Source organism: Dongia rigui, assembly GCF_034044635.1.
Taxonomy (GTDB): domain Bacteria; phylum Pseudomonadota; class Alphaproteobacteria; order Dongiales; family Dongiaceae; genus Dongia; species Dongia rigui.
Map to the genome: position 1 here is coordinate 2,105,442 of NZ_JAXCLX010000001.1, position 25,170 is coordinate 2,130,611.

General features: G+C 63.8%; 27 protein-coding genes. 17 read left to right on the top strand and 10 right to left on the bottom strand.

Going from position 1 to position 25,170, the window contains the following annotated elements:
* The first annotated feature begins 46 nt into the window (after nt 1–46).
* Entirely contained in the window at nt 47–910 is an 864-nt protein-coding gene (locus tag SMD31_RS09815) for a carbon-nitrogen hydrolase family protein (RefSeq protein ID WP_320500640.1), read from the top strand.
* On the top strand, nt 907–1,677 hold the full coding sequence (locus SMD31_RS09820) for a substrate-binding periplasmic protein (protein WP_320500641.1): 771 nt from the start codon (nt 907–909) through the stop codon (nt 1,675–1,677). The genes SMD31_RS09815 and SMD31_RS09820 overlap by 4 nt, the downstream gene beginning before the upstream one ends.
* Here SMD31_RS09820 and SMD31_RS09825 read toward each other — a convergent pair.
* The 3 genes from SMD31_RS09825 to SMD31_RS09835 form a co-directional block, all read right to left on the bottom strand.
* A complete protein-coding gene (locus SMD31_RS09825) occupies nt 1,652–2,449 on the bottom strand; it encodes a sterol desaturase family protein (RefSeq protein ID WP_320500642.1) in 798 nt (265 codons plus the stop codon). The two genes, SMD31_RS09820 and SMD31_RS09825, sit on opposite strands and share 26 nt — an antisense overlap.
* A 19-nt stretch (nt 2,450–2,468) precedes the next feature.
* The gene (locus tag SMD31_RS09830) at nt 2,469–3,251 is read right to left on the bottom strand and encodes a hypothetical protein (protein ID WP_320500643.1); all 783 of its coding nucleotides are present in this window, start codon (nt 3,249–3,251) and stop codon (nt 2,469–2,471) included.
* Nucleotides 3,252–3,373: 122 nt separating this feature from the next.
* Complete coding sequence (locus SMD31_RS09835; protein WP_320500644.1) at nt 3,374–4,267, bottom strand: LysR substrate-binding domain-containing protein; 894 nt, start codon at nt 4,265–4,267, stop codon at nt 3,374–3,376.
* Between the two features lie 114 nt (nt 4,268–4,381).
* Here SMD31_RS09835 and betC point away from each other — a divergent pair, with 114 nt between their 5' ends.
* A complete protein-coding gene (betC, locus tag SMD31_RS09840; RefSeq protein ID WP_320500645.1) occupies nt 4,382–5,908 on the top strand; it encodes a choline-sulfatase in 1,527 nt (508 codons plus the stop codon).
* Between the two features lie 4 nt (nt 5,909–5,912).
* On the opposite strand, the gene SMD31_RS09845 is transcribed toward betC, so the two are convergent.
* Complete coding sequence (locus SMD31_RS09845; protein ID WP_320500646.1) at nt 5,913–6,857, bottom strand: zinc-dependent alcohol dehydrogenase family protein; 945 nt, start codon at nt 6,855–6,857, stop codon at nt 5,913–5,915.
* Between the two features lie 105 nt (nt 6,858–6,962).
* Here SMD31_RS09845 and SMD31_RS09850 point away from each other — a divergent pair, with 105 nt between their 5' ends.
* From SMD31_RS09850 to SMD31_RS09870, 5 genes are read left to right on the top strand one after another with little or no spacing between them, the layout of a single operon-like run.
* Complete coding sequence (locus tag SMD31_RS09850; protein WP_320500647.1) at nt 6,963–7,847, top strand: LysR family transcriptional regulator; 885 nt, start codon at nt 6,963–6,965, stop codon at nt 7,845–7,847.
* A 32-nt stretch (nt 7,848–7,879) separates the two neighbouring features.
* Nucleotides 7,880–8,212 (top strand): ArsR/SmtB family transcription factor, encoded by a 333-nt coding sequence (locus SMD31_RS09855; protein WP_320500648.1) that lies wholly within the window; start codon nt 7,880–7,882, stop codon nt 8,210–8,212.
* 22 nt (nt 8,213–8,234) lie between these two features.
* Nucleotides 8,235–8,663, top strand: coding sequence for a YeeE/YedE family protein (locus SMD31_RS09860; protein ID WP_320500649.1), 429 nt, complete (start codon nt 8,235–8,237; stop codon nt 8,661–8,663).
* Between the two features lie 3 nt (nt 8,664–8,666).
* The gene (locus SMD31_RS09865) at nt 8,667–9,107 is read left to right on the top strand and encodes a YeeE/YedE family protein (protein ID WP_320500650.1); all 441 of its coding nucleotides are present in this window, start codon (nt 8,667–8,669) and stop codon (nt 9,105–9,107) included.
* Nucleotides 9,107–9,742: a flavin reductase family protein gene (locus SMD31_RS09870; RefSeq protein WP_320500651.1), complete on the top strand. Its 636-nt coding sequence runs from the start codon at nt 9,107–9,109 to the stop codon at nt 9,740–9,742. Before SMD31_RS09865 ends, SMD31_RS09870 begins: the two co-directional genes overlap by 1 nt.
* A gap of 4 nt (nt 9,743–9,746) precedes the next feature.
* Here SMD31_RS09870 and SMD31_RS09875 read toward each other — a convergent pair whose 3' ends face one another.
* The 3 genes from SMD31_RS09875 to SMD31_RS09885 are packed head-to-tail and all read right to left on the bottom strand — an operon-like array spanning nt 9,747 to nt 13,072.
* The gene (locus SMD31_RS09875) at nt 9,747–10,604 is read right to left on the bottom strand and encodes a TIGR01459 family HAD-type hydrolase (RefSeq protein ID WP_320500652.1); all 858 of its coding nucleotides are present in this window, start codon (nt 10,602–10,604) and stop codon (nt 9,747–9,749) included.
* A gap of 16 nt (nt 10,605–10,620) precedes the next feature.
* Nucleotides 10,621–11,958 carry an EAL domain-containing protein gene (locus SMD31_RS09880; protein ID WP_320500653.1) on the bottom strand — a complete coding sequence of 446 codons (1,338 nt, stop codon included), beginning with the start codon at nt 11,956–11,958 and terminating at the stop codon, nt 10,621–10,623.
* A 58-nt stretch (nt 11,959–12,016) separates the two neighbouring features.
* Nucleotides 12,017–13,072 carry a quinone-dependent dihydroorotate dehydrogenase gene (locus SMD31_RS09885; protein WP_407652127.1) on the bottom strand — a complete coding sequence of 352 codons (1,056 nt, stop codon included), beginning with the start codon at nt 13,070–13,072 and terminating at the stop codon, nt 12,017–12,019.
* Nucleotides 13,073–13,525: 453 nt separating this feature from the next.
* Between SMD31_RS09885 and SMD31_RS09890 the strand changes: the two genes are divergently transcribed.
* The 4 genes from SMD31_RS09890 (at nt 13,526) to SMD31_RS09905 (ending at nt 16,256) form a co-directional block, all read left to right on the top strand.
* Nucleotides 13,526–14,239, top strand: coding sequence for a S24 family peptidase (locus tag SMD31_RS09890; RefSeq protein ID WP_320500655.1), 714 nt, complete (start codon nt 13,526–13,528; stop codon nt 14,237–14,239).
* Nucleotides 14,240–14,352: 113 nt separating this feature from the next.
* Entirely contained in the window at nt 14,353–14,790 is a 438-nt protein-coding gene (locus SMD31_RS09895) for a hypothetical protein (protein ID WP_320500656.1), read from the top strand.
* Between the two features lie 202 nt (nt 14,791–14,992).
* Nucleotides 14,993–15,847 (top strand): branched-chain amino acid aminotransferase, encoded by an 855-nt coding sequence (locus SMD31_RS09900; protein ID WP_320500657.1) that lies wholly within the window; start codon nt 14,993–14,995, stop codon nt 15,845–15,847.
* Between the two features lie 40 nt (nt 15,848–15,887).
* Nucleotides 15,888–16,256 (top strand): VOC family protein, encoded by a 369-nt coding sequence (locus tag SMD31_RS09905; protein ID WP_320500658.1) that lies wholly within the window; start codon nt 15,888–15,890, stop codon nt 16,254–16,256.
* Between the two features lie 19 nt (nt 16,257–16,275).
* Here the strand turns inward: SMD31_RS09905 and SMD31_RS09910 are convergent, their stop codons facing one another.
* The 3 genes from SMD31_RS09910 to SMD31_RS09920 form a co-directional block, all read right to left on the bottom strand.
* A complete protein-coding gene (locus SMD31_RS09910; protein WP_320500659.1) occupies nt 16,276–16,689 on the bottom strand; it encodes a tellurite resistance TerB family protein in 414 nt (137 codons plus the stop codon).
* Nucleotides 16,690–16,763: 74 nt separating this feature from the next.
* Nucleotides 16,764–19,589, bottom strand: a complete 2,826-nt coding sequence (locus SMD31_RS09915) for an ATP-dependent DNA helicase (RefSeq protein ID WP_320500660.1) — start codon at nt 19,587–19,589, stop codon at nt 16,764–16,766.
* A gap of 65 nt (nt 19,590–19,654) precedes the next feature.
* Entirely contained in the window at nt 19,655–21,379 is a 1,725-nt protein-coding gene (locus tag SMD31_RS09920; protein WP_320500661.1) for a putative bifunctional diguanylate cyclase/phosphodiesterase, read from the bottom strand.
* Nucleotides 21,380–21,725: 346 nt separating this feature from the next.
* Here SMD31_RS09920 and SMD31_RS09925 point away from each other — a divergent pair, with 346 nt between their 5' ends.
* From SMD31_RS09925 to SMD31_RS09945, 5 genes are all read left to right on the top strand, one after another.
* Nucleotides 21,726–22,220: a hypothetical protein gene (locus tag SMD31_RS09925; RefSeq protein WP_320500662.1), complete on the top strand. Its 495-nt coding sequence runs from the start codon at nt 21,726–21,728 to the stop codon at nt 22,218–22,220.
* 224 nt (nt 22,221–22,444) lie between these two features.
* Nucleotides 22,445–22,798: a helix-turn-helix domain-containing protein gene (locus tag SMD31_RS09930; protein ID WP_320500663.1), complete on the top strand. Its 354-nt coding sequence runs from the start codon at nt 22,445–22,447 to the stop codon at nt 22,796–22,798.
* Between the two features lie 67 nt (nt 22,799–22,865).
* Nucleotides 22,866–24,155: an AmpG family muropeptide MFS transporter gene (locus SMD31_RS09935; RefSeq protein ID WP_320500664.1), complete on the top strand. Its 1,290-nt coding sequence runs from the start codon at nt 22,866–22,868 to the stop codon at nt 24,153–24,155.
* Complete coding sequence (locus SMD31_RS09940; RefSeq protein WP_320500666.1) at nt 24,152–24,445, top strand: SelT/SelW/SelH family protein; 294 nt, start codon at nt 24,152–24,154, stop codon at nt 24,443–24,445. Before SMD31_RS09935 ends, SMD31_RS09940 begins: the two co-directional genes overlap by 4 nt.
* A 152-nt stretch (nt 24,446–24,597) precedes the next feature.
* Nucleotides 24,598–25,170, top strand: a complete 573-nt coding sequence (locus tag SMD31_RS09945) for a histidine phosphatase family protein (protein WP_320500667.1) — start codon at nt 24,598–24,600, stop codon at nt 25,168–25,170.

Genomic DNA, 25,170 nt, shown 5'->3' on the forward strand with positions numbered 1-25,170 from the left:
GTTCAGGGGTGTTGGGGGTCAACATCAGTCTCGGGATGGGATGGACATGAACGAGGCACGCCCGGTCACGATATCGATCGCGCAGTTCAACGCGCAGGATGACGAGAAGCCGGCCAATCTCGCCAAGGCGCGGCATTACCTCGACCTCGCGGGCGCGCGCGGCAGTCACATTGTTGTTCTCCCGGAACTCTTCACCGGCACGGGTTTTTCGAGCGGTGATGCGCATAAGGCACTGGCGGAATCCATTCCCGGTCCGACCTTCGATCTGATGGCCGATGCCGCACGCCGGCACGCCATGTATGTGACCGGCTCGTTCTATGAAAAGGGTGCGGATGGACGCATCTACAACACGTCGCCGGTGGTGGCACCCGGCGGCGATCTCTTGGGCTGCTATCGCAAGACACATCTTTTCGACGTGCCCAACCGCACCGACCTGCCGCCCGGCATCATGGAATCCGCCAAGGTCACGCCGGGCAAGGAGCTGCAGCTTTACGACACGAACCTTTGCCGCTTTGGAATCGGCATCTGCGCCGATATCCGCTTCCCGGAAATGTTCCGCGCCTATGCCCGGGCCGGTGCCGAACTGATCCTGCTGCCGACCGCGTTCCTGTCGCCCCGCTTCGACCATTGGGATTTCCTCTTGAAGGCGCGCGCGACCGACCACCAGATGTTCATCGCCGCCTCCGGCATGACGGGGCGGGAAAAGGTGACCGGCATTGGCTTCATCGGCCGCTCCAGCGTGGTCGATCCCTGGGGCGTCATCCTCGCGGGCGCGCCGGACGAGGAGGCGCTGCTCACCACCACCATCGATCTCGACCAGGTGCGCCGCGTGCGCAATTGGTGGCCGCTCAACGACCAGATCCGGCCGGACCTTTATGGCGCCGTGGCGGTGAAGACATCGCGGCCATGAAACGCCTTCTGGTCTTGGTTTTTCTGGCTCTGGCAGCCACTTGCGCCAACGCGGCGGCCGATGAACCCTTCAAGGTCGTCGCCGAGAATGACTGGTATCCCTATTCCGCCCTGCGCGATGGCAAGCCAGACGGCATGGCGGTCGATCTGGTGCGCGCGGCCTATGCGGCTGCCGGCGCCAAGGTCGAGTTCGTCAGCCAGCCTTATGCGCGCTGCCTGGAGGAGGTCGAAGCCGGCTGGCAGCTCGGCTGCTTCGACACCACGCGTGAACCGGCGACCGAAGCCCGGTTCCGCTTCCATGACAATCCGCTCTTTTCGGCCAATATCGTCATCATCGCGCCGGTCGATTCGCCTGCCCATGACCTTGGACCCGTCGACCTGAAGAACCAGCGTGTCGCCGTCACCAATGGCTATACCTATGGCGAACCGTTCCAAGGCGATGCGTCGGTCGACAAAAGCGTGGTGAAGAATGATCTTTCCGTTCTGCGCGTCGTCGCCATGAAGCGCGTTGCCTATGGCGTGATCTACGACAAGGTGATGGCGCATCTCCTCGCCGAGCATGGCAGCGAACTGGCGGGCAAGGTCAAGATCGTTGGCCTGCTCTTCCAGCCCGATCTCTATGTGTCATTTTCAAAGAAGCGGCCCGAGGCGACGGCGGCCATCGCGGCACTTGATCGCGGGCTTGAGATCATCCGCAAGAACGGCACCTATCACGAGATCGAGCAGCGTTGGGCTGCGCGCTTCAGCGTGGCTGGCGCCCCGCAGTGAAGGGCAGCAGCAGCAGCTGGCCGAGCGCCAGCCGTGCTGCATCCTGTTCTTCTGCCAACCCCAAGACGACGCCGTCCTGGCCCAGGCGCGGTGCCTCGAAATAGCTGCGACCCAGCCGGTCCCACAGCGACAGGATGTTGCCGTAATTGGAATCGGTCTCTGGCTGGTCGATCGAATGATGCCGCCGGTGCATGTCGGGCGTGCAGATGAGATAACGCAGGTGCCGATCCCAGCGCGGTGGTATCGCCAGATTGGCATGCGTGAAGAGCGAGAAGGCGCTGAGCGCCGCTTCGTAGATGAGGACGATCATCGGATCGGCACCCAGTGCCAGCACGATGCCGGCCTTATAGAGCGCCGACAGCAGGATCTCGACGGGGTGGAAGCGGAAACCGGTGCTGAGATCGACATCGAGATCGGTGTGATGCACACGGTGCAGGCGCCACAGGAGCGGCACCTTATGCGTCGCTACATGCTGCAGATAGATGGCAGCATCGAGGACCAGCAGGGTGATGAGGGCTTCGATGGCAAAGGGCCAGTCGAGGAGGTGAAACAGACCCCAGCCCTCTTTTTCTGCCAGCAGGGCCGCCGCAAAGACGATGGCGCCCAGCGTCAAGCGCTGCGCCAGCACGTCGATGACCAGCAGGCCCAGATTGCTGCCCCAGCGCTGGCTCTTGCCGACGCGCAGGGGTCGGCGCGGATAAAAGGTCTCCGCCAGGCCCAGCAGGGCAAACAGGATCAGGAAGATGCCGAGGCGGAAGAAGGCTTCATTCATGAAGCCATTAGAACGCCCCTCAATTGGCTGCGGTCAATGCCTCTGGCGCGCCGACGACCTGGCGCGCGTCATAGCCCTGGTCAAGGAGGACGGTGGCAAGCCACGCCGAGCGGTCACCGGCCGTGGCGATGCGCGTATCCCGGTCGATACCCTTGGCGGCCAGGATCGCCGCGATCTGGTCGGCGCTCTTGATGCGTCCATCGGGGGTCAGCAATTCCGGCGACAGGTCGCTTTCCACCAGCTGAAAATCACGCGCGCTGGCGCGGGTCGCGTCGAGCGACCAGGAATCATCATGCGCGATCTCGAAATTGCCCAGGCCGAAGGGCGCCTGGACCGTCGGCAGGCCGGCGGCAAGCAGGGCCGGCAAGCCGCCATCCACCATGGCAATGCGCTGATGACCGAGCGAGCGCAGGGCCAAGACGAGGGCCGCGTCTTCGCCTAAGCCATGGGCCGGGTCGCCCAGCACGATGACCGGTTCGCCGCGGTTGACGCCCAGATTGCGCAAGCGGTCCGTTACCTCGGCATCGCTGCCGGCAAGATCGGCGGCACTCAGGATGCCGGCATTGCGGATCGGCGCCTGGGCGCGCAAAGCCGCATTGCGGGCGTCCAGCACGATGGCGCCGTCGGCAATGACCGCACGGGCCTCATCGACGGAGAGCAGCCATTTGCGGTCGAAACCGATGACGTCGACCGCCTCGGCCGGGGCCGCGGCGATGCCGGTCAGCGCTGCGATCGCGCCCACGGAAATTGGCGTCGCGGCCAGAAAAGCGGCAATAATCAGTGACTTAGGCTGAATAATCATCCGTCCTCACAGATCGGCCTGCCAGTATCTGTCGACGACAATGTCAACGAGGCAGACCTATTCATCTCCCTTTAAACACTATTAGATCGATAGAGTAAAGAGAGAAATACTTAAGCCCGTCTTTAGGGATTCTGGACTTCGGCCAGAATCCAGTCGCGGAAGGTCCGGGCCGGATGCGCCAGGCGCTCGCCGGCCCGCTCCACCAGGTAGAAGGCCTCGCTGCTTTTGATCTTCGCTGCACAGGGGGCGACCAGCCGCTTTTCCGCCAGCAGCCGGTCGACGAAACAGGATCGCCCCAGCATGAAACCACTGCCGGCGAGGGTCAGGTCCACGGCGAGGCTTGCCGTGTCGAAGACGACGGCCTCCGTCGCAGCACCCGCCGGGAAGCCGGCGCCGCGGAACCAGTCGGTCCAGCCTTCGGCGAAGCTTGCCACATGGATGAGGCGCTGCCGGCTAAAGGCTTCCGGCGGCAAGGGCCGCGGCAATCCTTCCGCCAGTTCCGGCGCGCAGACCGGAAACAGCCGGTCGCGCGTCAGCCGATAGGCGGTGAGCTGCGGCCAGGCGCCGATACCGCAACGGATCTCGAAATCCGCGTCGCGGTCGATCTCCAGCGGCGTCCACAGCGTGGTCAGAAGGCGCAGCCGCATATCCGGATGCTGATTGAGGAAACGCGGCAGGCGGGGCGCCAGCCACAAATGCGCAAAGCCGGCGGTGACGCGCACCGACACGTCTGCCGCCGACCGCCCATGGAAGATCTCATCCGTCCCCGCCCCCAGCCGGTCAAAGGCATCGCGGATGACGGTGAGGTAGGAAAGACCCGCCTCAGTGAGGCTCAGCCCCTGCGGCCGGCGCAGAAACAGGCTCTGCCCCAGATGCTCCTCCAGCGCCTTGACCTGCTGGCTGATGGCCGCCGCCGTGACGCCCAGCTCGTCGCCGGCCCGGGCAAAGGAAATGTGCCGGGCGGCGGCTTCAAAGGAGCGCAGCATCCCTAAGGGCGGCAGCTTACGGAACGTCATGGCGGTCACCAGGCTAAGACGAACTTAGCCTCTGACTCTATAATTTCTGGTTTGAAGACGCCAGTTCCAAGGGTGACACTTGGTCTCAGCTCCAGGCGACAACGGGGAACCCAGATGGCACAGCGCAAACCGAATTTCGTCATTTTCATGCTCGACCAATTGGCGCCGCAATTCATGCCGAGCTACGGCCACCCCGTCGTGAAGATGCCGGCGATGCAGGCCTTCGCCGACAAATCGGCGGTGTTCGACGCCGCCTATTGCAACTATCCGCTCTGCGCCCCGGCCCGCTATTCCTTCATGTCGGGACGCCTTCCCACCAAGATCGGCGCCTGGGACAATGCCGCCGAATTCATGGCCGAGATCCCGACCTTCGCCCATCACCTCTCCGCGCTTGGCTACGACACCACCCTCTCCGGCAAGATGCATTTCTGCGGGCCGGATCAGCTCCACGGTTTCCACCGCCGCCTCACCACCGATGTCTATCCCTCCGACTTCGCCTGGGTCCCAAATTGGGACCATCCGGAAATGAAGCTCGACTGGTTCCACAACATGGACGTGGTGCACGACGCCGGCATCTGCACGCGCTCGGCCTATCTCGATTTCGATGACGAGGTCGTGTTCCTCGCCAAGCGCCATCTCTTCGACCTGGCGCGTAAAGGCGACGATCAGCCCTTCTGCCTCGTCGTGTCGCTGATCAGCCCGCACGATCCCTATCTGGCGCGGAAGGAACATTGGGACATGTATCGGCATGACGATATCGACATGCCGAAATTGAAGGCTGGTTCCGTGCCCTTGAACCCGCATGAACAGCGCATCTCCAACGGCATCGGCATGCTCGATCCGGCACCGACCGAAGATGCCATTCGCAATGCCCGCCATGCCTATTACGGCACGGTCTCCTATATCGACGAGCGTTTCGCCGACATGATGCAGGCGCTCAAAGAAAGCGGCTTTGCCGACAACACCTACACCATCGTCACTGGCGATCATGGCGACATGCTGGGCGAGCGCGGGCTGTGGTTCAAGATGAACTGGTTCGAGAATTCGGCGCGCATCCCGATGATCATCAACGGCCCCGGCGTCAAGGCCGGGCGTGTCAAGGAAGCGGTCTCGCAGATCGACATTCTCCCCACCCTCCTCGACCTCGCCACCAGTGGCGCGCCACAGCATGAGGAAGTCGTGACCGAAGGCCGCTCGATGGTGCCGCACATCACCGGGGGCAAGGGCCATGACGAGGTGATCGGCGAATATATGGGCGAAGGTGCCAAGGCGCCCGGCGTCATGATCCGCCGTGGCAAAATGAAGTTCGTCCATTTCCAGTCCGACCCCGATCAGCTCTACGATCTCGAAGCCGATCCCTTGGAAGTGAAGAACCTCGCCGCCGATCCCGCTTATGCCGCACAGGTTGCCGCCTTGCGTGCCGAGATCGCGAAGGGCTGGGACATGGAAGGCATCCGCCAGCAGGTAGTGGCCAGCCAGCGCCGCCGGCGTTACTTGAACGACATCCTCAGGAAACAGGGTGTGGCCTGGGACTACCAGCCGGTCTTCGACGCAAAGGGGCAGTATATCCGCAACACCGTGCCGATCTTCGAACTGGAGATGCGCTCGCGCTTCCCGGTGGTGAAGAAGGCAGCGGAGTAGTGCTCTAGTCGATCTCGATCACGACCTTCCCCTGCGCGCGGCGCTGACGCAGTGCGTCATGCGCCGCATCCGCTTGTGCCAGCGTGTATCGCGTCGGGTCGACGCGCGGCAGCAGCTGGCCGTTCTCAGCGAGTACTGCGGCTTGGCGCAAAATGTCACCGTGATGCGGCCGGCCTTTGCCCGAGAGCAGCGGCAGCAAGGTGAAGACACCGGAATAGGTGGCGGCGCGGAATGACAGCGGCGCCAGGGCATGACTGCTCCAGCCGAGGCAACTCACCACGCGGCCGGTATAGCTTTTGACGGCGCGGAAAGCGGCATCGAGCGACGCACCACCCACCGTGTCATAGACAACATCGAAGCCTTCGCCGTCGGTGAACTTGGCGACATAAGCCTCGACCGGGCTGTCGCGGTCGGTCGCATAGACCTCGGCGCCCTTCGCCTTGGCCAGCTGCACGACCATGTGGCCGACACCGCCCGCGCCACCCAGGACCAGCACCTTCTCCCCCGGCTGCACATGCGCGCGGTCGACCAGGCCTTCCCAGGCGGTGATGAAGATGAGGGGCAAGGCCGCCGCTTCGCGAAAGCTGAGATTGGTGGGCTTCAGGGCCAGCAGATCAGCATCAGCCGCCACGTATTGGGCCAGCGTCCCCTGATGCCCGCCGACACCACCGACCATGCCGAAGACCTCGTCGCCATAGCGGAAGCCAGTGACGCCCGCACCCACGGCCTCGACCGTGCCGGCCATGTCGAGTCCCAGGATCGCCGGCAGCGGATGGCGGGCATGGGCTGCCTCTCCAGCGCGGATCTTGAGGTCCAGGGGGTTGACGCCGCTGGCCTTGATGCGGACCAGCACCTCACCTGCCGCCACCACCGGTCGCGGGCGTTCGGTCAGCTGGAAGGGCGCATCCGGGCCCGTCGCTATCAGGGCGCGCATTGTTCGGGCGGTCATGTCTTGTGCCATCTCGTCCTCCATCGCGGGGTCCATGGACAAAGGATGGGGCGTACGAATTCGTTTGGCGATCAACGATAATGTTCAAATGCCATGCAGAAATGCATGAATAAGGTTAAGCTCCAATCCATGAACCAGCCGATGGATTGGAGCGATCTCAAGGTTTTCCTCGCCATTGCCCGGGCGGGCACCCTGGCGGGAGCGGCCAAGGCCATCGGCCAGACGCAGCCCACGATGGGGCGCCGGCTGCGGGCGCTGGAGGGCGCCCTGGGCCAGATACTGTTTCAGCGCAGCACCGGCGGCTTCGTCCTCACCGATGCAGGCCAGGCCATTCTGGCCCATGCCGAACGGATGGAAGAGGAGGCGCTGGCCGTCACCCGCGCCACCGCCGATGGTGGCCTGAGCGGCGAGATCCGCCTGGCGTCTTCCGACTGGTTCGGCGCCCATGTCCTGGCCCCATTGCTTGCCCGCTTCACCCAAGCGCATCCCGGCATCACGGTGGAGCTGCTGACCGACCAGCGCCGCTATAGCCTGGCGCGGCGCGAAGCGGATCTCGCCTTCCGCATCGCGCGGTTCGATGAGCCGGACGTGATCCAGCGCAAGGCGCTCACCATGGGCTATGCGCTCTATGGTCCGCGTGGCGCGGCACCTGTGTCGTTACGCGATGGTGCTGGTGTCAGCCTGGTGACGATGGACGAAGCCTTCAGCGATCTGCCCGACCGCGCCTGGCTGCGCCGCGTCCTGCCGAAGGCGCGCATCGCCTTGCGCAGCAACAACCGCGATGTTCAGGCACAGGCTTGTCTTGCCGGCGCAGGGCTTGCCGTCCTGCCGCGTCTGCTGGGTGATCGTGTTTCCGCCCTGCAAGCGCTCGACCTCGGCGAGGCGCCGCCCTCACGCGATGTCTGGGTCGGCTATCACCGCGACCTCAAACGCGTGGCACGTCTGCGCACGCTGCTCGATTTCCTGCTGGAGCACTTTGCGGTCTCTTGACAAGCGCATAATACATTCATATATTCGAATATATGAATGTAAAAGCCGCACACCTCACCGAGGCGGACGATCTTCTTGCCAAGGCGGCGGAAGCGGCGTCTTTCCTGCGCGGTCTCGCGCATGAACACAGGCTTGCCATTCTGTGTACCCTGGCGGCTGGACCGCTCTGTGTCGGCGATATCGGCGCGGCACTCGGCATGGCCCAGCCCAAGGTGTCGCAGCATCTGATGCGCCTCCGCGCCGAGGGGCTGGTGGCGACCGAGCGTGATGGCACCAGCATCTATTACCGCATCGCCAGCAAGCCGGCATTGGAGATCGCGGGCGTGCTCAAGAAGACCTTCTGCCCGCCCAAGAAGCGGCGCTGATCGGTCGGGAAAGGATCGCCATATGGATTGGAACGCATTCAGCCCGATCACGGCACTGGCAGGCGGTGCCCTTATTGGTCTGGCCGCACTCATCCTGATGGCGGGAATCGGCCGCATTGCCGGCATCAGCGGCATTATCGGCAGCCTCATCAGCCAGCCGCGCGCCGATTTCGGCTGGCGCCTGCTGTTCCTCGTCGGCATGGCTCTTGGCGCTTTCAACATGGCCAAGACGCTGGGTGGCTTCGCCCCTTCCACCAGCGCCAATCTGCCGGGACTCATCGTCGCCGGCTTGCTGGTTGGCTATGGCACGCGGCTGGGTTCCGGCTGCACCAGCGGCCATGGCATTTGCGGATTGGCGCGGCTGTCACCGCGGTCCCTGGCGGCGGTCGCCGTCTTCATGGCCGCGGGCATGCTGACGACCTTTGTCATGCGCCACGTCGTGGGGGGCTGACCCATGCTGTCGCGTCTTCTGATCGGGTCGATTGCCGGCGGTCTCTTCGGTGCCGGGTTGGTCTTGTCCGGCATGGCCAATCCGACGAAGGTTCTGGCCTTCCTCGATCTCGCGGCCATCGGCCAGGGCGGCTGGGACCCGAGCCTTGCCTTCGTCATGGCCGGCGCGTTGATCGTCACGGTGCCGGGTTTTGCCTGGCTACGCCGCCGGGCCAAACCGATGGCGGCTGAACGTTTTCATCTTCCACCCGTGCAAGCGATTGACCGCCGCCTGCTCCTGGGGTCGGCCATCTTCGGTGTCGGCTGGGGCCTTGCCGGCATCTGCCCCGGCCCTGCCGTGACTTTGCTGGCGTTGGGCGGGGTGAATGGCTGGATTTTCTTTGCGGCGCTGCTCGCCGGCATGTTCTTGTTCGAGAAACTCTCCCACCGTCCAGAGACCAACTGATGTTCTATGAACCCCGCCTCGGCAATAGCGGCCTTGCCATCGACCCCTTGAAGGCGCTGGTCGTGCCGCGGCCGATCGGCTGGATCTCCAGTGTCGATCTGGAGGGCTGCGTCAATCTTGCGCCGTTCAGCTTCTTCAACCTGGTGGCGGACAGCCCGCCCATCGTCATGTTCGCCCCCAGCGGCACCAAGGCCGATGGCAGCCGCAAGGATTCGCTCAACAATGCCGAGGCGGTCGGTGCCTTCGTCGTCAATCTCGCGACCTATGATTTGCGCGACGAGATGAACGCCACGTCGGCGCGCCTGCCTGCCGGCGAAAGCGAGGCAGAAGCGGCGGGGCTCGAAATGGTGCCGTCCAGCATCGTGGCGCCGCCCCGCGTCAAAGCCTCGCCGGTGGCGCTGGAATGCCGCTATCTGCAAAGCGTCGTGCTGCCGACGCTTGATCCGGCGCAGCCCAACACGGTCGTCTTCGGCGATGTGGTGGGGGTCCATATCGATGAGGGGCTCATCGTCGATGGCCGCGTCGACATCACGCGCGCGCGGCCGATCGCGCGCATGGGCTACTCCCTCTATGCCGTGATCGACCAGACCTTCCGCATGTCGCGGCCGGCCAGCGCAGACGGCCGGCTGGATTGACGCGCTACCAGCACAAATAAGGCAGGGCGTAATCGGGGCGCGGACCGCCGCGCGACAATTCCTTCAATGCCACGGCGTCGACCTTGTCGTCCTTCAACAAGGCGGCGTGGTGGATGCCCCCGCCGATCAGCAGCGATCTGGCGCCGATCCCGGCGGCACCGGCCACATCTGTCCGCAAGGCATCGCCGATGCCGACCAGCCGCGCTGGTGCGACCTTGAAATCATTGAGCACGCGGCGATAGATGCCGGCATGGGGCTTGCCTTCAATGAGGATGCGCCCATCCATTTCGAAATAGGCTTCGGCAATGGCACCGGCGCAGATTTCGGCAATGCGCCCGCGATGCACGATGAGGTCCGGATTGGCGCAGACCAGGGTGAGATCGCGCGCGCGTGCCGCTTTCAACACATTGGTGAAATCCGCGACCTTCACCTCGGGGCTCGCCACACCCAGCACCAGCAGGAAGTCGGCGGCGGCGATATCCTGCGTCAGGTCTAGATCGAGGCCGTCGGTGAAAGTCGTGTCCTGCGGCCCGATGATCTGATAGGCCCTGCGCCCCAGGCTGTCATAACCGGCGGCGTCGCACCTGGCGAGGTGGCCCCAGACTTCCTCGCCCGAGGTATAGAAGCCGGCATAGAGATCGTCGCTGATGCCCATCTCGCGCAGACGCGGCCGCACCGTTTCGATGCGGCGCGGCGCGTTGGAGACGAGGGCCACGGGAATGTTCCGGCTTTTGAGGCCGCGCAAGGCCTCGATGGCGGCGGGATAGGCCTTGATGCCGTCATGCATGCAGCCCCACAGATCCATCACCACAAGGTCGATGTCGTCGGCGATGGCAGAAAGGCCGTTCGGGAATTGAGTCATGTCGTCTTTGTCTTTGTCAGGTGAGGGCGGCAGTTTCGGCGCGGGCAATGCGCGGCTCGCCGAACAGATAGCCCTGGCCGAAATCGAGATGCATGTCGAGAAGCTCGAGCAGCATCGGTTCGGATTCGATGTGGTCGGCGATGAGGTCGATGGCAAAGGAATCCAGCATGCGCTTGAACTCCTGCGGATCGTCGCCCAATGCGCCAGCACGGGCGGCGGCGATCAGGCGCTCGGCCTCGACCTTCATGAAGCGGAAATGGTGGCTGGAAAGCTGCGACGGGTTGAGGTCGAAATGCGTCACCTGGTCCAGGCTGAAGCGATAGCCGAGCTGGGCCAGCCGCTCCAGGTCGCGCAGCAGGGCGTCATCGGCCGTCTCCATCGTGCGCTGCGAGAACTCAAAGACGATGGCCGGTGCAAGCTCGGCATTCTGCGCCATCATGTTGATGAACTCGCGGAAGAAGTCGCGATCGGCCAAGGTGTGGATGGAAATATTGATGAAGAAGCCGATGCCGGCATTGCCTTTGCGAATGCGGCGCAGGATCTGGATGCAGCGGAACAGCTGCATGTTGTCGATCGCCGTCACCAGGCCGTGGCGCTCGGCGATGTCGATATACTGTTCCGGCGTCAGCACGCGGCCATCGCTGATGCGCACGCGCGAGAAGCATTCGAAGAAGCGGCGCTTCCTCTGCGGCAGGGTGACGATGGGCTGCAAGGCAAGCTCGACCCCGTTCTCACGCAACCCCTCGCGCAGCGCATCAAGGATCTCGTCTGCGGCAAGGTCATAGGCAACCGGCGGCATCGGCAGGCTGCCGCCGGGGCCGCCACCGGTCGCGGGCGCCGAGATTATTTCAGGGGCGGGCTTCGGCGCGACCGGCCTCGGTGCCGCAGGTTTCTCGGCGATTTTCTCGGCGGCTGTTTCCGTGGCTGGGCTGGCCGCCGGCATCGCCTTGGATGCTGCCTTGGCGCCGGCGGTGCGGGCGCCATAAAGCTGCTCGATCAGCTTTTGCAGCACTTTCACTTCGTTGACGACGTTGCCCACGTCCTGGGCCGGGGCGCTGGCGATGTTGGCGAGTGTCGCGCGAAGCTGCAGCATGTCGTCTTCGAGCTTGCGCTGATCCTTCAACACATCGGCCAGCAGCCGGTTGAGTTCAGCCAGTGACTGGGCCTGCTGCTGAGAGCGGGCCTTGCCCAGCATCGCCTGTTGCAGCAACCCGCCCGCCATGACGATGAAGCAGCCGGCGATATAGGCCAGGATGCGCGAGACACTGGGGACGAATGACGGCAGCCAGAAGGCTACCAGGACGGCGCCCAGGGAATACAGCAGGAAGACGAGGACATGGGCGCGCTGGGTCATGGTCTAGCCCTAGCAAATCCTTGGTTAAGAGCGTGTTAAGGCCGTAATGGGGCGCATCCTAGCGGTGATCGGCGCCGACCGCATCCCTCACATGGGTAAAACCGTCGGCAGCGAGCAAGGCCGGCAGCTTCGCCACGATGCGCGCGGCAAGGCCCGGGCCTTCATAGACCAGGGCGGAATAGAGCTGCACCAGCGATGCGCCGGCGCGGATCTTGGCATAGGCATCGCGGGCATCGCTGATGCCGCCGACGCCGATGAGCGGCAGCCGGCCTTGCGTCAGCTTGAACATGCGCCCCAGAAGAACCGTCGATGGGCCAAGAAGCGGCGCCCCGGAAAGGCCGCCGGTTTCCCTGGCCGCCAGCGTCTCCTGCAGCGGTGGCCGCGCGATGGTGGTGTTGCTGATGATGAGCCCGTCGAGTTTCTCAGCCAGCGCCACCTCGGCGATGTCGCGCTGATCGTCCTCGGTGAGGTCGGGGGCGATCTTCAGCAGCAGCGGCGGCCTGGCGGCCAGGCGATCGCGCGCTGCGCGCGTGCGCTGGATGAGTTCGGCCAGGGGTTCCTTGCCCTGGAGGGCGCGCAACCCCGGCGTATTGGGCGAGGAGACATTGATGACGAGATAATCGGCAAGGTCGCCAAGCCGCGCCACACCCAATTCATAATCGGCGGCGGCGTCGGCGGTCTCCTTGTTCTTGCCGAGATTGACGCCGACGATGCCCCGGGCAGGGTCGCGTGCCGCCAATCGCGCGGCCACCGCATCCATGCCGTCATTGTTGAAGCCCATGCGGTTGATGACGGCGCGGTCCGCCGGAAGGCGGAACAAGCGAGGCTTCGGGTTGCCGGCCTGCGGGCGCGGTGTCACCGAGCCGATCTCGACAAAGCCGAAGCCGAGACCCAGCGCGCCGCGATAGCATTCGGCGTTCTTGTCGAAGCCGGCGGCAAGGCCCAGGGGGTTCGGGAACTCAAGCGACCAAAGGCGCTGCCCCAAGGCGGGATGCGCTTTCACCACCGTCCCCGACATGGTGCCGAGCGCGCGCACCGCCAGGCGATGTGCCTTCTCGGCATCGAGGCGAAACAGGGCCGGACGTAACAACGGATAGATCAAGTCGGGGCTCATCATGCTGCTGCCCGACCTAGCCAATGCGGCGCCATTGGGCAAGGGGTTGGGGAGAGCCTTGCCGCCGTGGCGGCGAGGGGGAAGACCTGGTTCGAGGAATATTCCCTGCCGGACAGGAGATTTTTCACGTAATGCGGAAAGTTCCAAACTTCACTGAAAGTGGCGGAAACTAAACGAATTCTACTATTAAAGAGGTGATTCACGGCTTTCTTTCTTACCCTAAAGTATAGGGTGCTCTAATCCTAATACTTTAAATCAGCTGTTCTTTCCGTGGGTTTCCTGGGTTAAAATGATGACGATCATGACTGATGGTGCGGCCTTCGGGGGGAGGAAGCACAGATGTCGGAAGATGATCCTGGACCTGACGGTCCGGCACCGAATTAGGAAAGGAACGCTTCGTCCTGGGGCTGCGGCAAGCGCGTCGTATTGGCTTGAACTTTAGGAGAAGCGATCGTGTCAGTTCCCATGTTGCAGCATGCCGACGTTTGGCGTGGTATTGATCGACTGGCCGCCAAACATGGGCTATCCGCCTCGGGTCTCGCGCGTCGCGCAGGCCTTGATCCCACCGCCTTCAATCCATCCAAGCGCATCACGCGCGAAGGCCGGCCACGTTGGCCCAGCACTGAATCGCTGTCGAAGATCCTCACCGTCACCGGCGAGCCCTTCGTCGATTTCGTGCTGCTGACAGGCGCCGCCAACGGCGAAGCCCACAGCAACGGCCATGGTGGTGCCGGCGGTTACGACCAGGCCATCAGCGGTGGCCGTGTCGTCGCCAAGGGTGCCAGCCGCACCATTCCCGTCATCACGCTTGACCGCCTGGCGGCTGGCGATTGCTTCGACCATGGCGGTGCGCCGATCGGCAGCGATTGGGGCCATCTGGAATTTGCCGGTGCCACGAAGGATTGCTTCGGTGTCGAGATTACCGGCGCCGATTTCGACCCGATCTACCGCGACGGCGACACGCTGGTGGCGACACGCGGGGTCGAAATCCGCCGCGGTGACCGCATCATCATCGGCACCACCGCCGGCACCGTCCTGGTGCGCAAGGTGGTGCGCCATGACGCCGACGGCTATTACCTGGAAGCGATCCGCCAGCCCGCCCAGCAGCAATTCGTGCCGCAGGACCAGGTTCGCTTCATCGCCCGCATCCAGTGGGTCACGCAGTAAGCTGTTGATCTAACAAACGTAATACCAAGCCCCCGGCCGGAAATTCCGCCGGGGGCTTGACTTTGTCCTGATTGTTCTCTAAATGTTCTATCTCGATCCGACGGAGAACTCTGATGCCGCGTACAGCAAGATGGAATGAATTGCCCGAAGCCGATGCGGCGTCGGTTCAGGCCAGCTTCGACTTCCTGCCGGAAGAGATGCGCACCCGTAACCGATTCGGCAGTGGCGACCAGGCGGCATGGGCCCAGCGGCGGGCCCAGCTCAAGCTGGTCGACCGTCAGGTCATCACCACCGGTTCCCGCCTTGCCGCTGCAAGGCTGCGCGAGATTCTGCGTCCCGCCGAACCTTCTGCCCCTGAACAGTCGGCAGCTGAGGCAGCAACGGCGACAACGGAATCGCAGCGGCTGCAGCAGCAGCGCGCCGATTTGCGGGCACTGGGCGCCGCCTTGTTCTATTTCCGCGACGAACCCTCGGCCGTCACGGCGGATGAAGGTGACGCGCGCCAGCAGCGCCTGCATCCGCGGCCCCTGCCGGCACGCTATTTCGCCTGATCCGTGCCGGCGGCCGCAGCGGCGTGACGCAGCCTGTTGCATCTCGCACCTGCCACGAGGCTTGCACCCCATCCAAAAGCGTCCTAGCGTTTCACTCTGGTATACGCTGATCTTTATGACAGCTGGCCGCATGACCGCCTGTGCCGACGCAGTTCGCGTCTGAAGCCGGCGGGCAGATCGGCATTCACGAGTGAGGCCCGCCATGGAACAGTGGCATTTTATTGACGGCAAATGGGTCACCGGCAATCCGCCGCTGATGCGCGCATTCGATCATGCGACCTGGTTGATGGGCGGCATCTTCGATGGCGCGCGCGCATTTGATGGCGTGACGCCCGATCTTGACCTGCATTGCCGCCGTGCCGTGCGTTCCGCCAGCAATGTCGGCCTCCGCTCGCCTTTATCCGCCGGCGAGATCGAAGAGATCTGCCGTGACGGCATCGCGCGCTTTCCGCGTGGCAGCCATTTGTACTTGCGTCCCTTCATGTGGTCCGAGGATGGCTGGATGGCGCCGGACCCGGCGTCGACGCGCATCTGCATTTCCGTCGTGCTGACGCCGCTCCCCGATCCCACCAAGGGCGGCAGTGCCATGATCTCGAAATGGCGCCGCCCGTCGCCCGAAATGGCGCCGACCGATGCCAAGGCGGTCTGCCTCTACGCACAAGCCGGCCGTGCCTCCGGCGAAGCCCGCGCCAAGGGCTTCGACGAAGCGGTCATGCTCGACCCGCTCGGCAATATCGCCGAATTCGCCTCCGCCAATCTGTGGATCGTGAAGGACGGTGCCGCCATCACACCCGCCGCCAGCGGCTGTTTCTTGAACGGCATCACGCGCCAGCGCCTCATCCGCCTGTTCAATGCGGCGAAGATCCCCGTCTATGAAAAGACACTGACGCCCAAGGACATTCTCGAATGCGACGAGCTGTTCTCATCGGGGAATTTCGGCAAGGTCATGCCGATGACCCAGATCGAGGACAGGAAGCTCGAGATCGGGCCGATCTGCCGCCGCGCCCGCGAGCTCTACATGGACTTCGCCCATGGCAGCCTGCGCTCGGCAGCGTAAGGCACAAAGATCAGCCCTGATCGATCAAAATTGAGTTCGCATGTTTGATCACGTCGTCTTCGGCGTCCGCGATTTTGCCGCCAGCAAGGCCTTCTACCTTAACGCGCTCGCGCCGCTGGGGCTGAAAATCGTCCAGGAAAATGCGCTCGGCGTGGAAATGAGTGCCGACGGCAAATCGTCTCTATGCCTGTTCCAGACTGCCGAGAAGCCGGCCCATCTGCATTTGGCCTTCGTCGCCGAGACTCGTGACCAGGTGAATGACTTCCATCGCGCCGCACTGACGGCCGGCGGGACAGACAACGGTGCGCCGGGCCTTCGCCCTCTCTATCACGCTCATTATTATGCGGCCTTCGTCCTCGATCCGGACGGGCACAACATCGAGGTGGTGTGCCACCACCCCGATGCGTGATCTTCGCGTGACGGTCTGTTTACAGCGTGATGTGACGGGCGCGGGCGCCGCGTTCGATGGCGGCGGCGACCAGCTTGCCGATCTTCAGCTCATAGCGCAGCAAATCGAGAAGGCGGGCTTCTTCCTGCGTCACGGTGCTGTCGGCGGCAGCGACATCGCAAGCCAGCGCATAAGCCGTCTCGCGCAGCTTTTCAGGCAGGGTGTCGACGATCTTCTTCAAGACCGCATCGAGCCCCTCCTTGCCGTTGAGGATATCGACGCAGGCGGCAGCAGTCTTGGCGATCTGCGCGCGGTCGAAATCGCGGAAGACGGGCAGATGGCCGATCATGTCGCCGATCGACGACATTTCCGCATCCGACATGTCGCGATCGGCCGCGGCCATCAGCACCATGGTGTAGATGAGGGCGGAATGATGGTTCTGCACGGCGGCCATTGCTTGGGAATCCCTGTTAACAGATGAAAAAGGTTACCTGACGAAAAATCGCCCGAACAATAGCGGCGGGGGCGTTATGGCTCAACCCCAGACCTTGGCCCGGAAATCGCTGCTCGAACAGTCGCTTTATTAACGTTTTCAGCCAAAAACGCGGCCGTTTGCTCGATGACGGCCTTGAGGCCGATGCGTTCCACGGCGACATCGGGGGGAAAGGCGGTGAGAAGGCGCGACGGCATCGCCTTATCCAGGAGGACGAAAACGCCATGGTCGTCGGCGCGGCGGATGAGGCGGCCGAAGGCCTGCTTCAGCTTCAACCGCGTCAACTGGTCCTCGTAAGCCGTGCCGCCGAAAGCCGATTTACGCGCGCGGTGGAGGAGATCCGGGCGCGGCCAGGGGACGCGGTCGAAGACGATGAGGCGCAGCGCATTTCCCGGCACATCGACACCGTCGCGCACCGCATCGGTCCCCAGCAGGCAGGCATCGACATCGCCGCGGAAGATATCGATGAGGGTGGCGTTGTCCATGGCGTCGACATGCTGGGCAAGGAGATTGAGCCCGTGCTCCTCCAGTGCCGGGGCAATGCGCCGATGTACTTCGCGCAAGCGCTGGATGGCGGTGAAGAGGCCGAGCGCGCCACCGCCAGCCGCCAGGAACAGCGTGCGATAGGCGGCAGCCACCTGAGAAAGATCTTCCTTGTCGAGATCGGTGACGATGAAAACGCGGGTCTGCCTGGCGTAATCGAAGGGCGAGGGCACGCGCAGGCGATAAGCTGGGAGGGGCATGTGCTTGGTGCCCGCCCGCGCTTCCGCGCCCATCCAGGCGAGATCCGATCCCGTGCCGTCGGTGAGCGTGGCGGATGTGACGACAACGCCATGCGCGGGCTTCATCACCGCATCGGCAAAAGGCTGCGTGGGGTCGAGGAAATGGCGATACATGCCGACATCGATTTCGCGCCCGTCATTGCGCTCCAGCCCGAACCAGTCGACGAAGACCGGTGCCGCGTCGGGATCCGGCAGCTGTTGATGGCTGAGCGCCTTCAGCATCGCGCGCCAGGCGCCCACTTCCATATCGCCGCGCCGCTGCAGCCCGCGCGCCATGGCATCAATGCGCTGGCGTTCGGCGCTCTCCAGATTCTCGGATTCGTCGTCGAGACGCCGCATCAGCTTGGCAGCCAGGGCCAGCATCGGCTCCATCAGCGCCCCCAATGCACGGTCAAGGCTGACGCTGGCCAAGGCGACATCGGGTTCCAGCGGCGCGCAGGCGCATTCCAGCGAATAGCCGCTGCGCGGCGCGCTGGAACGCGCCAATACTTGATGGCGCACGGCGTAGAGAAATTTCTCCGCCGCACCCGCCGCCTGGTTCTCGGCCAGGCGTTGCTGCCAGCCCTCGCTCACCAGACCGCGCGCCGCCTGCAGCACGGCATCCACCAGCGCCGGCATCTCGGCATCGTCCAGAATGAGATCGTCGAGGCGGCGCTTCAAACCGCGCGCGCGGCTCGACCTGCCGCCCTCGGCACCCAGCAGCCAGCGCCGCAGATCGGCCATTTCCTGGCCCGTCAGATGCGCGGCAAAGGCGCTGTCGGTGGCGCTGAAAAGATGATGACCCTCGTCAAACACATAGCGCGTCGGCAAACGCTGCTCGTCATTGCTGCTGCCGATCGCGGCCTGGATCATCACCAGCGCATGATTGGCGATGACGATCTCCGCCTTCTTCGCGCGCCTTGCCGAGCGTTCGATGAAGCAGCGGGTGTAATGCGGACAGGCGGCATAGATGCATTCGCCGCGCCGATCGGCCAAGGCAAAGGTGCGGCCCTGGCCGATGAGGTCGGGGAGCCAGCCTGGAAAATCACCGCCCACCATGTCGCCATCGCGCGTCACCATGGCCCAGCGCGCGACCAGGCCGAAGCCCACGGCATCGACCGGGCGGCTCGTGAGTTGCCCGCCCATTTCAGCGAGATTGAGCAGGCACAGGTAATTCTCGCGCCCCTTGCGGATGACGACCTTCTGCGCCTTCTGCGCTGGATTGGGATAGAGCCGGTCAAGCTCCTGATCGATCTGGTGCTGCAGATGCCGGGTGTAGGTGCTGATCCAGACCGGTCCCTGGTTACGCTGCGCCCAGAGGCTCGCCGGCGCGATATAGCCCAACGTCTTGCCCACCCCCGTGCCCGCCTCGGCCAGCACGACATTGGGCGCATCCTCCTCGGGGCGCGGGCAGAAGGCGGGGGTGAGGCCGGCGGCGAAATCCGCCTGCGCCGCGCGCTGCTCGGCCCCTTCGCCGATCAACTCAGCGAGGCGCCGCCGCGTCTCATCCGCCTGGATGGGGAGATGGTCCGGTTCCGGTGGCGGGGCGCCATCGCTCCATTCGGGGAGATCGTCCCAGATGCCGATCCCGGGTGCCGCCGCCCCTTCGGCCTGAAAGTCGAGGGCCCGCAGCACGAATGGACCCCAGGCCCAGCCGGCGCGCGCCATCGCCCAGGCCAAACCCGTCGTTCGCCGCCGTTGCCGCGACTGCGCCATCAGTTCGGTGAGCAGCAGCCGCGCGCATTCATGCAGCAGTTTGGCTTCCGCCACCGGGTCATGGTGCGGCGGCACGACCAGGCCCAGCGTTTCGGCAAGACCCTTGGGTGTCGGCAGCACAAAGCTCGCTGGCCGCACGAAGGCATAGAGTTCCAAGAGATCGAAGGCGAAGAAGCGCTCGACCCGCAGGCGGCGCGCGGTCGATGGCGCATGCACCAGCAGGGGCGCCTTGGCGCGGGCCGACAGGCCGGCCGTGCCGTGGCTGACCCGCTGTGCTGGTGCATCGCGATGATCCAGCCAGACCGCCTCGCCGTGATAGGCGACAAGGGCGGGCAATTCGGCAAGCTTGACGCTGCGCTGCGCTGGTGTACCGGTTTCGTTCATCACGCTGCTTTATGGACCAGCAGCAGGTGGCGATCAACTAGGGATGGTCGGGGCTGAACGAGGCCTTAAGCTGACAGAATGCGCTGGCCGACGGTCCAGGGGCGGTCGAATTGCGGGCGGCCGTAATGATAGCCCTGCAGATAGTGGACGCCGGCCTGGATAAGAACCTGAGCATCGGCCTCGTTCTCGACGAATTCGGCGACCGTCTCCAGGCCGAAGGTGCCGGCAAGGCCCATCAGATTGCGGATGAAAAGCTGCTGGTCGACATTGTTGGCAAGGTTCCGCACGAACGAGCCGTCGATCTTCACCAGATCGACGGTGAGCGCTTTCAAATGCCGGAAGCTGGTAAAGCCGGCGCCGAAATCGTCGATGGCAACGCGGCAGCCGACATCGCGCACGACGTTGACGAAGCGCGCCGATTCCTCGATGTCGTGAAGCGCCGCCGTCTCGGTGATTTCCACAATCAGGCGCGGGGCGATGGCGGGCGTTGATTTCACCGCGGCGATCAGCGCCCGCAGCCAGGATTGATCGGTGGCGGTAAGGCCGGAGATGTTGAGCGAGAGAACGGCCGCCGGATCCTTGCGCAATTCCTCGACCGTCATGTCGAGCACGTAGCGATCGAGGAGGCGCGTCATGCCCAGCTGCTCGACCACGGGAATGAAGGCGCCGGCGGGCAGAATCTCGCCCTTCAGGTCCTTCATGCGCAGCAGGCATTCGTATTTCGAGACCGTCATCGATTGGGCGTGGATGATCGGCTGGTAGGTGAAGATCAGGCGCTGGTCGCGCATCGCCTGTTGGACCTGGGTGCCGATATCCATGGCGCGGCGATGCAGCAGGGTCTGCTGTTCAGACGGCCGATAGACATTATAGCAGCAGCGCCCGGCCTTCTTGGCGTAAGTGAGCGCCGATTCGGCCTTGGTCATCACCTCATAGGCGGTGTTGACGAGGCCCGGGAACAGCACGCAGCCGATCGAAACGGTGATGGGGATCGACTGGCCGTCGATCTCGATCGCCTGTTCGCGCATCGACTGGATGATGCGATCCATGCAACCCACGACGCATTCCTCGGGGCAATTGGTCAGCAGCACGCCGAAGCGGTCGCCCCCTAGGCGTCCGATGACGTCGGAGGCGCGCAGCGTGCGGTCGAGCCTTTGCCCGATCGCCACCAGCACGGCATCGCCGATCTCATAGCCATAGGCGTTGTTGACCATGGCGAGCTTGTCGACACCGATGACCAGGAAGGCACCGTCAACCTTGAAGCGCCGCGAGAAGGAGAGGGCGTGTTCCAACTCGTCGCGCAGGCGCGCGCGGTTGAAATGGCCGGTCAGCTCATCGTAATTGGCAATGCGCTCAAGGCGGGCTTCGTTCTGCTTCCTCTGCGTGATGATGCGCATGACGCCGGACATCGCGACCGGCATGCCATTGGCATCGATCTCGACCCGGCCGCGGTCATGCACCCAGATGACGACACCCTGGCCGTTGCGCACACGGTATTCGCAATCGTAATTGTCGCCCTGGCTGAAATGGTCGGAGAGGGCCTTGAGGCGCCGGGGCAGATCTTCCGGATGGATGCGGTTGTTGAAGCCATGACCGCTGGCGATCGCGTTTTCGCCTTCGCCCAACACTTCCTCGATCTCGCCTGCCCAATTGAGGCGGTCCGAGAGGATGTCCCATTTGTACAGGATATCGCCGGAAGCGCCGATGGCGTTCCGTACCCAATCCTGGGCTGATTCCGTGCCGGAATCGATGTGCGGCAAGCTCTGGGCCGTCTCCGGCGCCAGGGAAGTCAAACCTTGCTCGCTCCTCAAAGCCGTCACGAGCGCCCCTCTGTCGCCGTCACTCGGTACCATCGGCCGACCCTAGCGCCAGAGTCTAAACAAAGTCCTAAAACCTGACTGATTGGGCATTTTTCCGGGCGAAGGGCATTTGCCGCAGGCGGCACAAGGCCGGCTCCGGCGGCTCCCCGGTCGGGTCGATCTAACATGGTAAATATCTGGTAAATTTAGTTAAATTCGTCACGGAGTCGCACGATGATGTGATCAGATTCTTTGTGCCGACCCTTGAAGCGGCTTGTCCCTCAATCCAATTTATCTAAAATTCTATCTATCTTCGACGAAGGGGGAAAGCTCCGTCCGCATGGCCGAGATCGGTCCGCTGTTGCTGCCACCGCCCGCCGTCTATAGCGGCCGGTCAGTCGCGCCCGCGCGCGGCGCTTCGGGTGGCCGACAGAGCGGCGACGACAGCGCCTACCTCGCGACCGTCGATGCGACGGCCGATGCCACTGGCGGCGGCGCCAAGGCCAAGCAGTTCCGCTTTCGCGTCCTCGATGGCGGGCGCAGCGACACGCTGGGCAATGCCGAACTGCCGGCAACCAGCCGCCAGCCCGACGCGGCCGACGACACCAGCCGGGCAGCCCTTGGCCGCGAGGGCAATGCGGGTGGCGGGAAACAGCTCCCGCTCGGCACGTTTTCGGCGCCCTTTATGGCCCAGCTCATCGCCCAGGAACAGCTGCAGGCCGGCCTCCACGACCCGCCGATCAAGCAGGCCGACCGCGCCTATCGCCAGGCCGGCGGCGAACCGGCCCTCAACGACCCCGACAACAGCGTCGCCCGCTTCAAGATCGCGGTCTGAGTAAGCGCCCCTCACCCCAACCCCTCTCCCTGCCCGGAGGCGAAGGCCGACATTTGTCGGCGGTCGGGGCGAGGGGCTTATATGCAGGACTCGCTAGAAACTCCCTCGCCCCGCGCTTGCGGGGAGAGGGCCGGGGTGAGGGGTCGTTCCGCCAATCGGGATAGGCGTCTGCGCAGTGAGGGGTGGTTCCGCGAATCACGCTGCCGCCTTACTCTCACTCCTCCATGACACCTTTCGGACAGAAGTTGCGCGAGCTCAGGCAGGCCCATGGCCGGCAGCTCAAAGACATGGCCAAGGCCTTGAAGGTCAGCTCGGCCTATCTTTCGGCGCTGGAACACGGTCACCGGGCGCGGCCCAAGACCGGCTTCGTGCAGCAGGTCGCCGCCTATTTCAACCTCGCCTGGGATGAAGTCGACGACCTGAAGGCGCTGGCCGATCTTTCCGACCCCAAGGTCAGCATCGATACCGGCGGCCTGTCGCCGCTGGCCACGGAACTGGCCAATCGCCTGGCCAAGCGAATCGGCGATCTCGATACGGCAACGCTCGCCAGCCTCAACGAGCAATTGAAGCCGAAATAGCTTTCATCCAGCATGCGAACCGGTCGAACCCCCGAGTCGTCGGCAACACTATTTCCAAGGTCAACATATGAGCGTCGAGCGGCAGGCAAGCTGGAGTGAGGCCCTCACCGTATATTTCACCGGGCGCCAGTTCATCATCCTGGTGATGGGATTCGCCAGTGGCCTGCCCTTGCTGCTGACACTTTCGACACTGTCCTATTGGCTCTCGACCGTCGGCGTTGACAAGACCACCATCGGACTCTTCACCTTGGTGGGCATTCCCTACACCTTCAAATTTGTTTGGTCGCCTGTCATCGATCAGCTCCGCTTGCCGATAATGGGGAAGCTGGGGCGGCGCAAGAGCTGGCTGCTGCTGCTGCAAGTTCTTCTGGCGGCCGCGATCTTCGTCATGGGGCAGACCGACCCGGTTGCCGATGCCAGCCTCACGGCGCTGCTGGCCGTCATCGTCGCGTTCTTTTCCGCCAGTCAGGACATCGTCATCGACGCCTACCGCATCGAGATACTGGACGCCGATGAGCAGGGTGCCGGCGCCGGCACGACGCAGGTGGGCTATCGTTTCGGATTGCTGCTGGCGGGTGCTGGCGCCACAGCGCTCTCGGATTACATCGGCTGGCCGACGATCTTCGCGGTGCTCGCCGGGGCCATGATCCTGTGTGCCGTTTTCACCCTGTTCGTCCCGGAGCCCAAGACGGCGTCGATCCCCAAGGATAAATCCTATCGGGACATGCTGAATGACGCGGTGATCCGCCCCTTTGCCGATTTCATCGGCCGCAAGGGGTGGGTCGTCATCCTGCTCTTCATTCTGTTCTACAAATACGGGGATGCCTTCGGGGGTGCGATGGCGAATCCCTTCTACCATGAGCTGGGCTTCACGGGGACAGAGATCGCCGCTGTGTCCAAGGTGTTCGGCATCATTGCTTCGCTGGTCGGCGGTGTTGTCGGCGGGTTGATCGTGGCGCGCTTCGGCCTGTTCAAGACCTTGCTGGTGGGCGGCATCCTGCAGGCGGTGACCAACCTGCTGTTTTCTTATCTCGCCACCAAGGGCGCCGACATCGTTTGGCTGACGATTGCCATCAGCGCCGACAATATCGCTGGCGGCATTGCGGCTTCGGCCCTGGTTGCCTATCTGTCGGGCCTCTGCAATGTCGCGTTCACGGCGACCCAATACGCGCTATTCTCTTCCTTCATGGCGCAAGGCCGCACATTGCTTTCCAGCGGCAGCGGCTGGATGGCCGACCATACCGATTGGGTGAGTTTCTGGGCGCTCACCACGCTGATGGCCCTTCCGGGCCTGCTGCTGTTGTTGTGGATCGTGCGGCTCTATCCGCATGGCCTGACACAGGTGGACAAGAAATGAAACCAATCGTCGCCATCACCTATTGCACGCAGTGCCGCTGGCTGCTGCGGGCCGGGTGGACGGCGCAGGAGCTGCTCGTGACCTTTGAGGACGAGCTGGGCGGTGTGACGCTTGTTCCAGGCACCGGCGGCATCTTCGAGGTGACGGTCGATGGCGCGCTGGTGTGGTCGCGTAAAGGCGAGGGCCGCTTTCCCGAACTCAAGGAATTGAAGCAGCGCGTCCGCGATATCGTGTCACCGGAGCGACCGCTGGGGCATTCAGACAAGTCCCATTCGGACACCGACGCGTGACCTAACCGTGACCTGTCGCGCCGCTGACAATTTCGTGAGCGAGGTTCGTCGAATTTTCACGCCACTGCCCCATTTCCGCCCCGATTGAAGACGAGTCTGCGGGCCGTCGCGAATCACGCGATGAACATGCCTACCAGGGAAGGGGATTTCCCATGCAGCTCCTCCGTCAGACCTTCTTCTTCCTGCGCCATGGCGAGACCGATTGGAACCGCATCGGCCTCGTGCAGGGCCAGGTCAACATGCCCTTGAACGGCACCGGCCTTGCCCAGGCGCGCGCCGCCCGCGAGATTCTGCGCGACCAGAATATCGGCACGATCTGCACCAGCCCCTTGGACCGCGCGGCGCTGACCGCCGATATCGTTGCCACCGGTCTCCATATTCCGGTGAAGGAGATTGCAGCGCTGAAGGAATGCAGCTTCGGCGAGCGCGAAGGTCACCCCAAAGGCCCCTGGTACGACGCCTGGCGCCATGGCGAGACGCCGCGCGGGGCCGAACGCTTCAGCCATTTCATGGAACGGGCGCTCGATGGCATCAACGAGGCCCTGCGCAACCCCGGCCCGGTCCTCATCGTCGCCCATGGCGGTATCTACTGGGCGATCGAGCGTTTTGCAGGGCTGGCGCGGCGCGAGCGCATCCCCAATGGCGTGCCGCTCTTCCACTGCCCCCCACCCAAGCCGCTCTTGCCCTGGCAGATGGCCAAGCTGGGCGGGTTTGCGGCAGCTTAG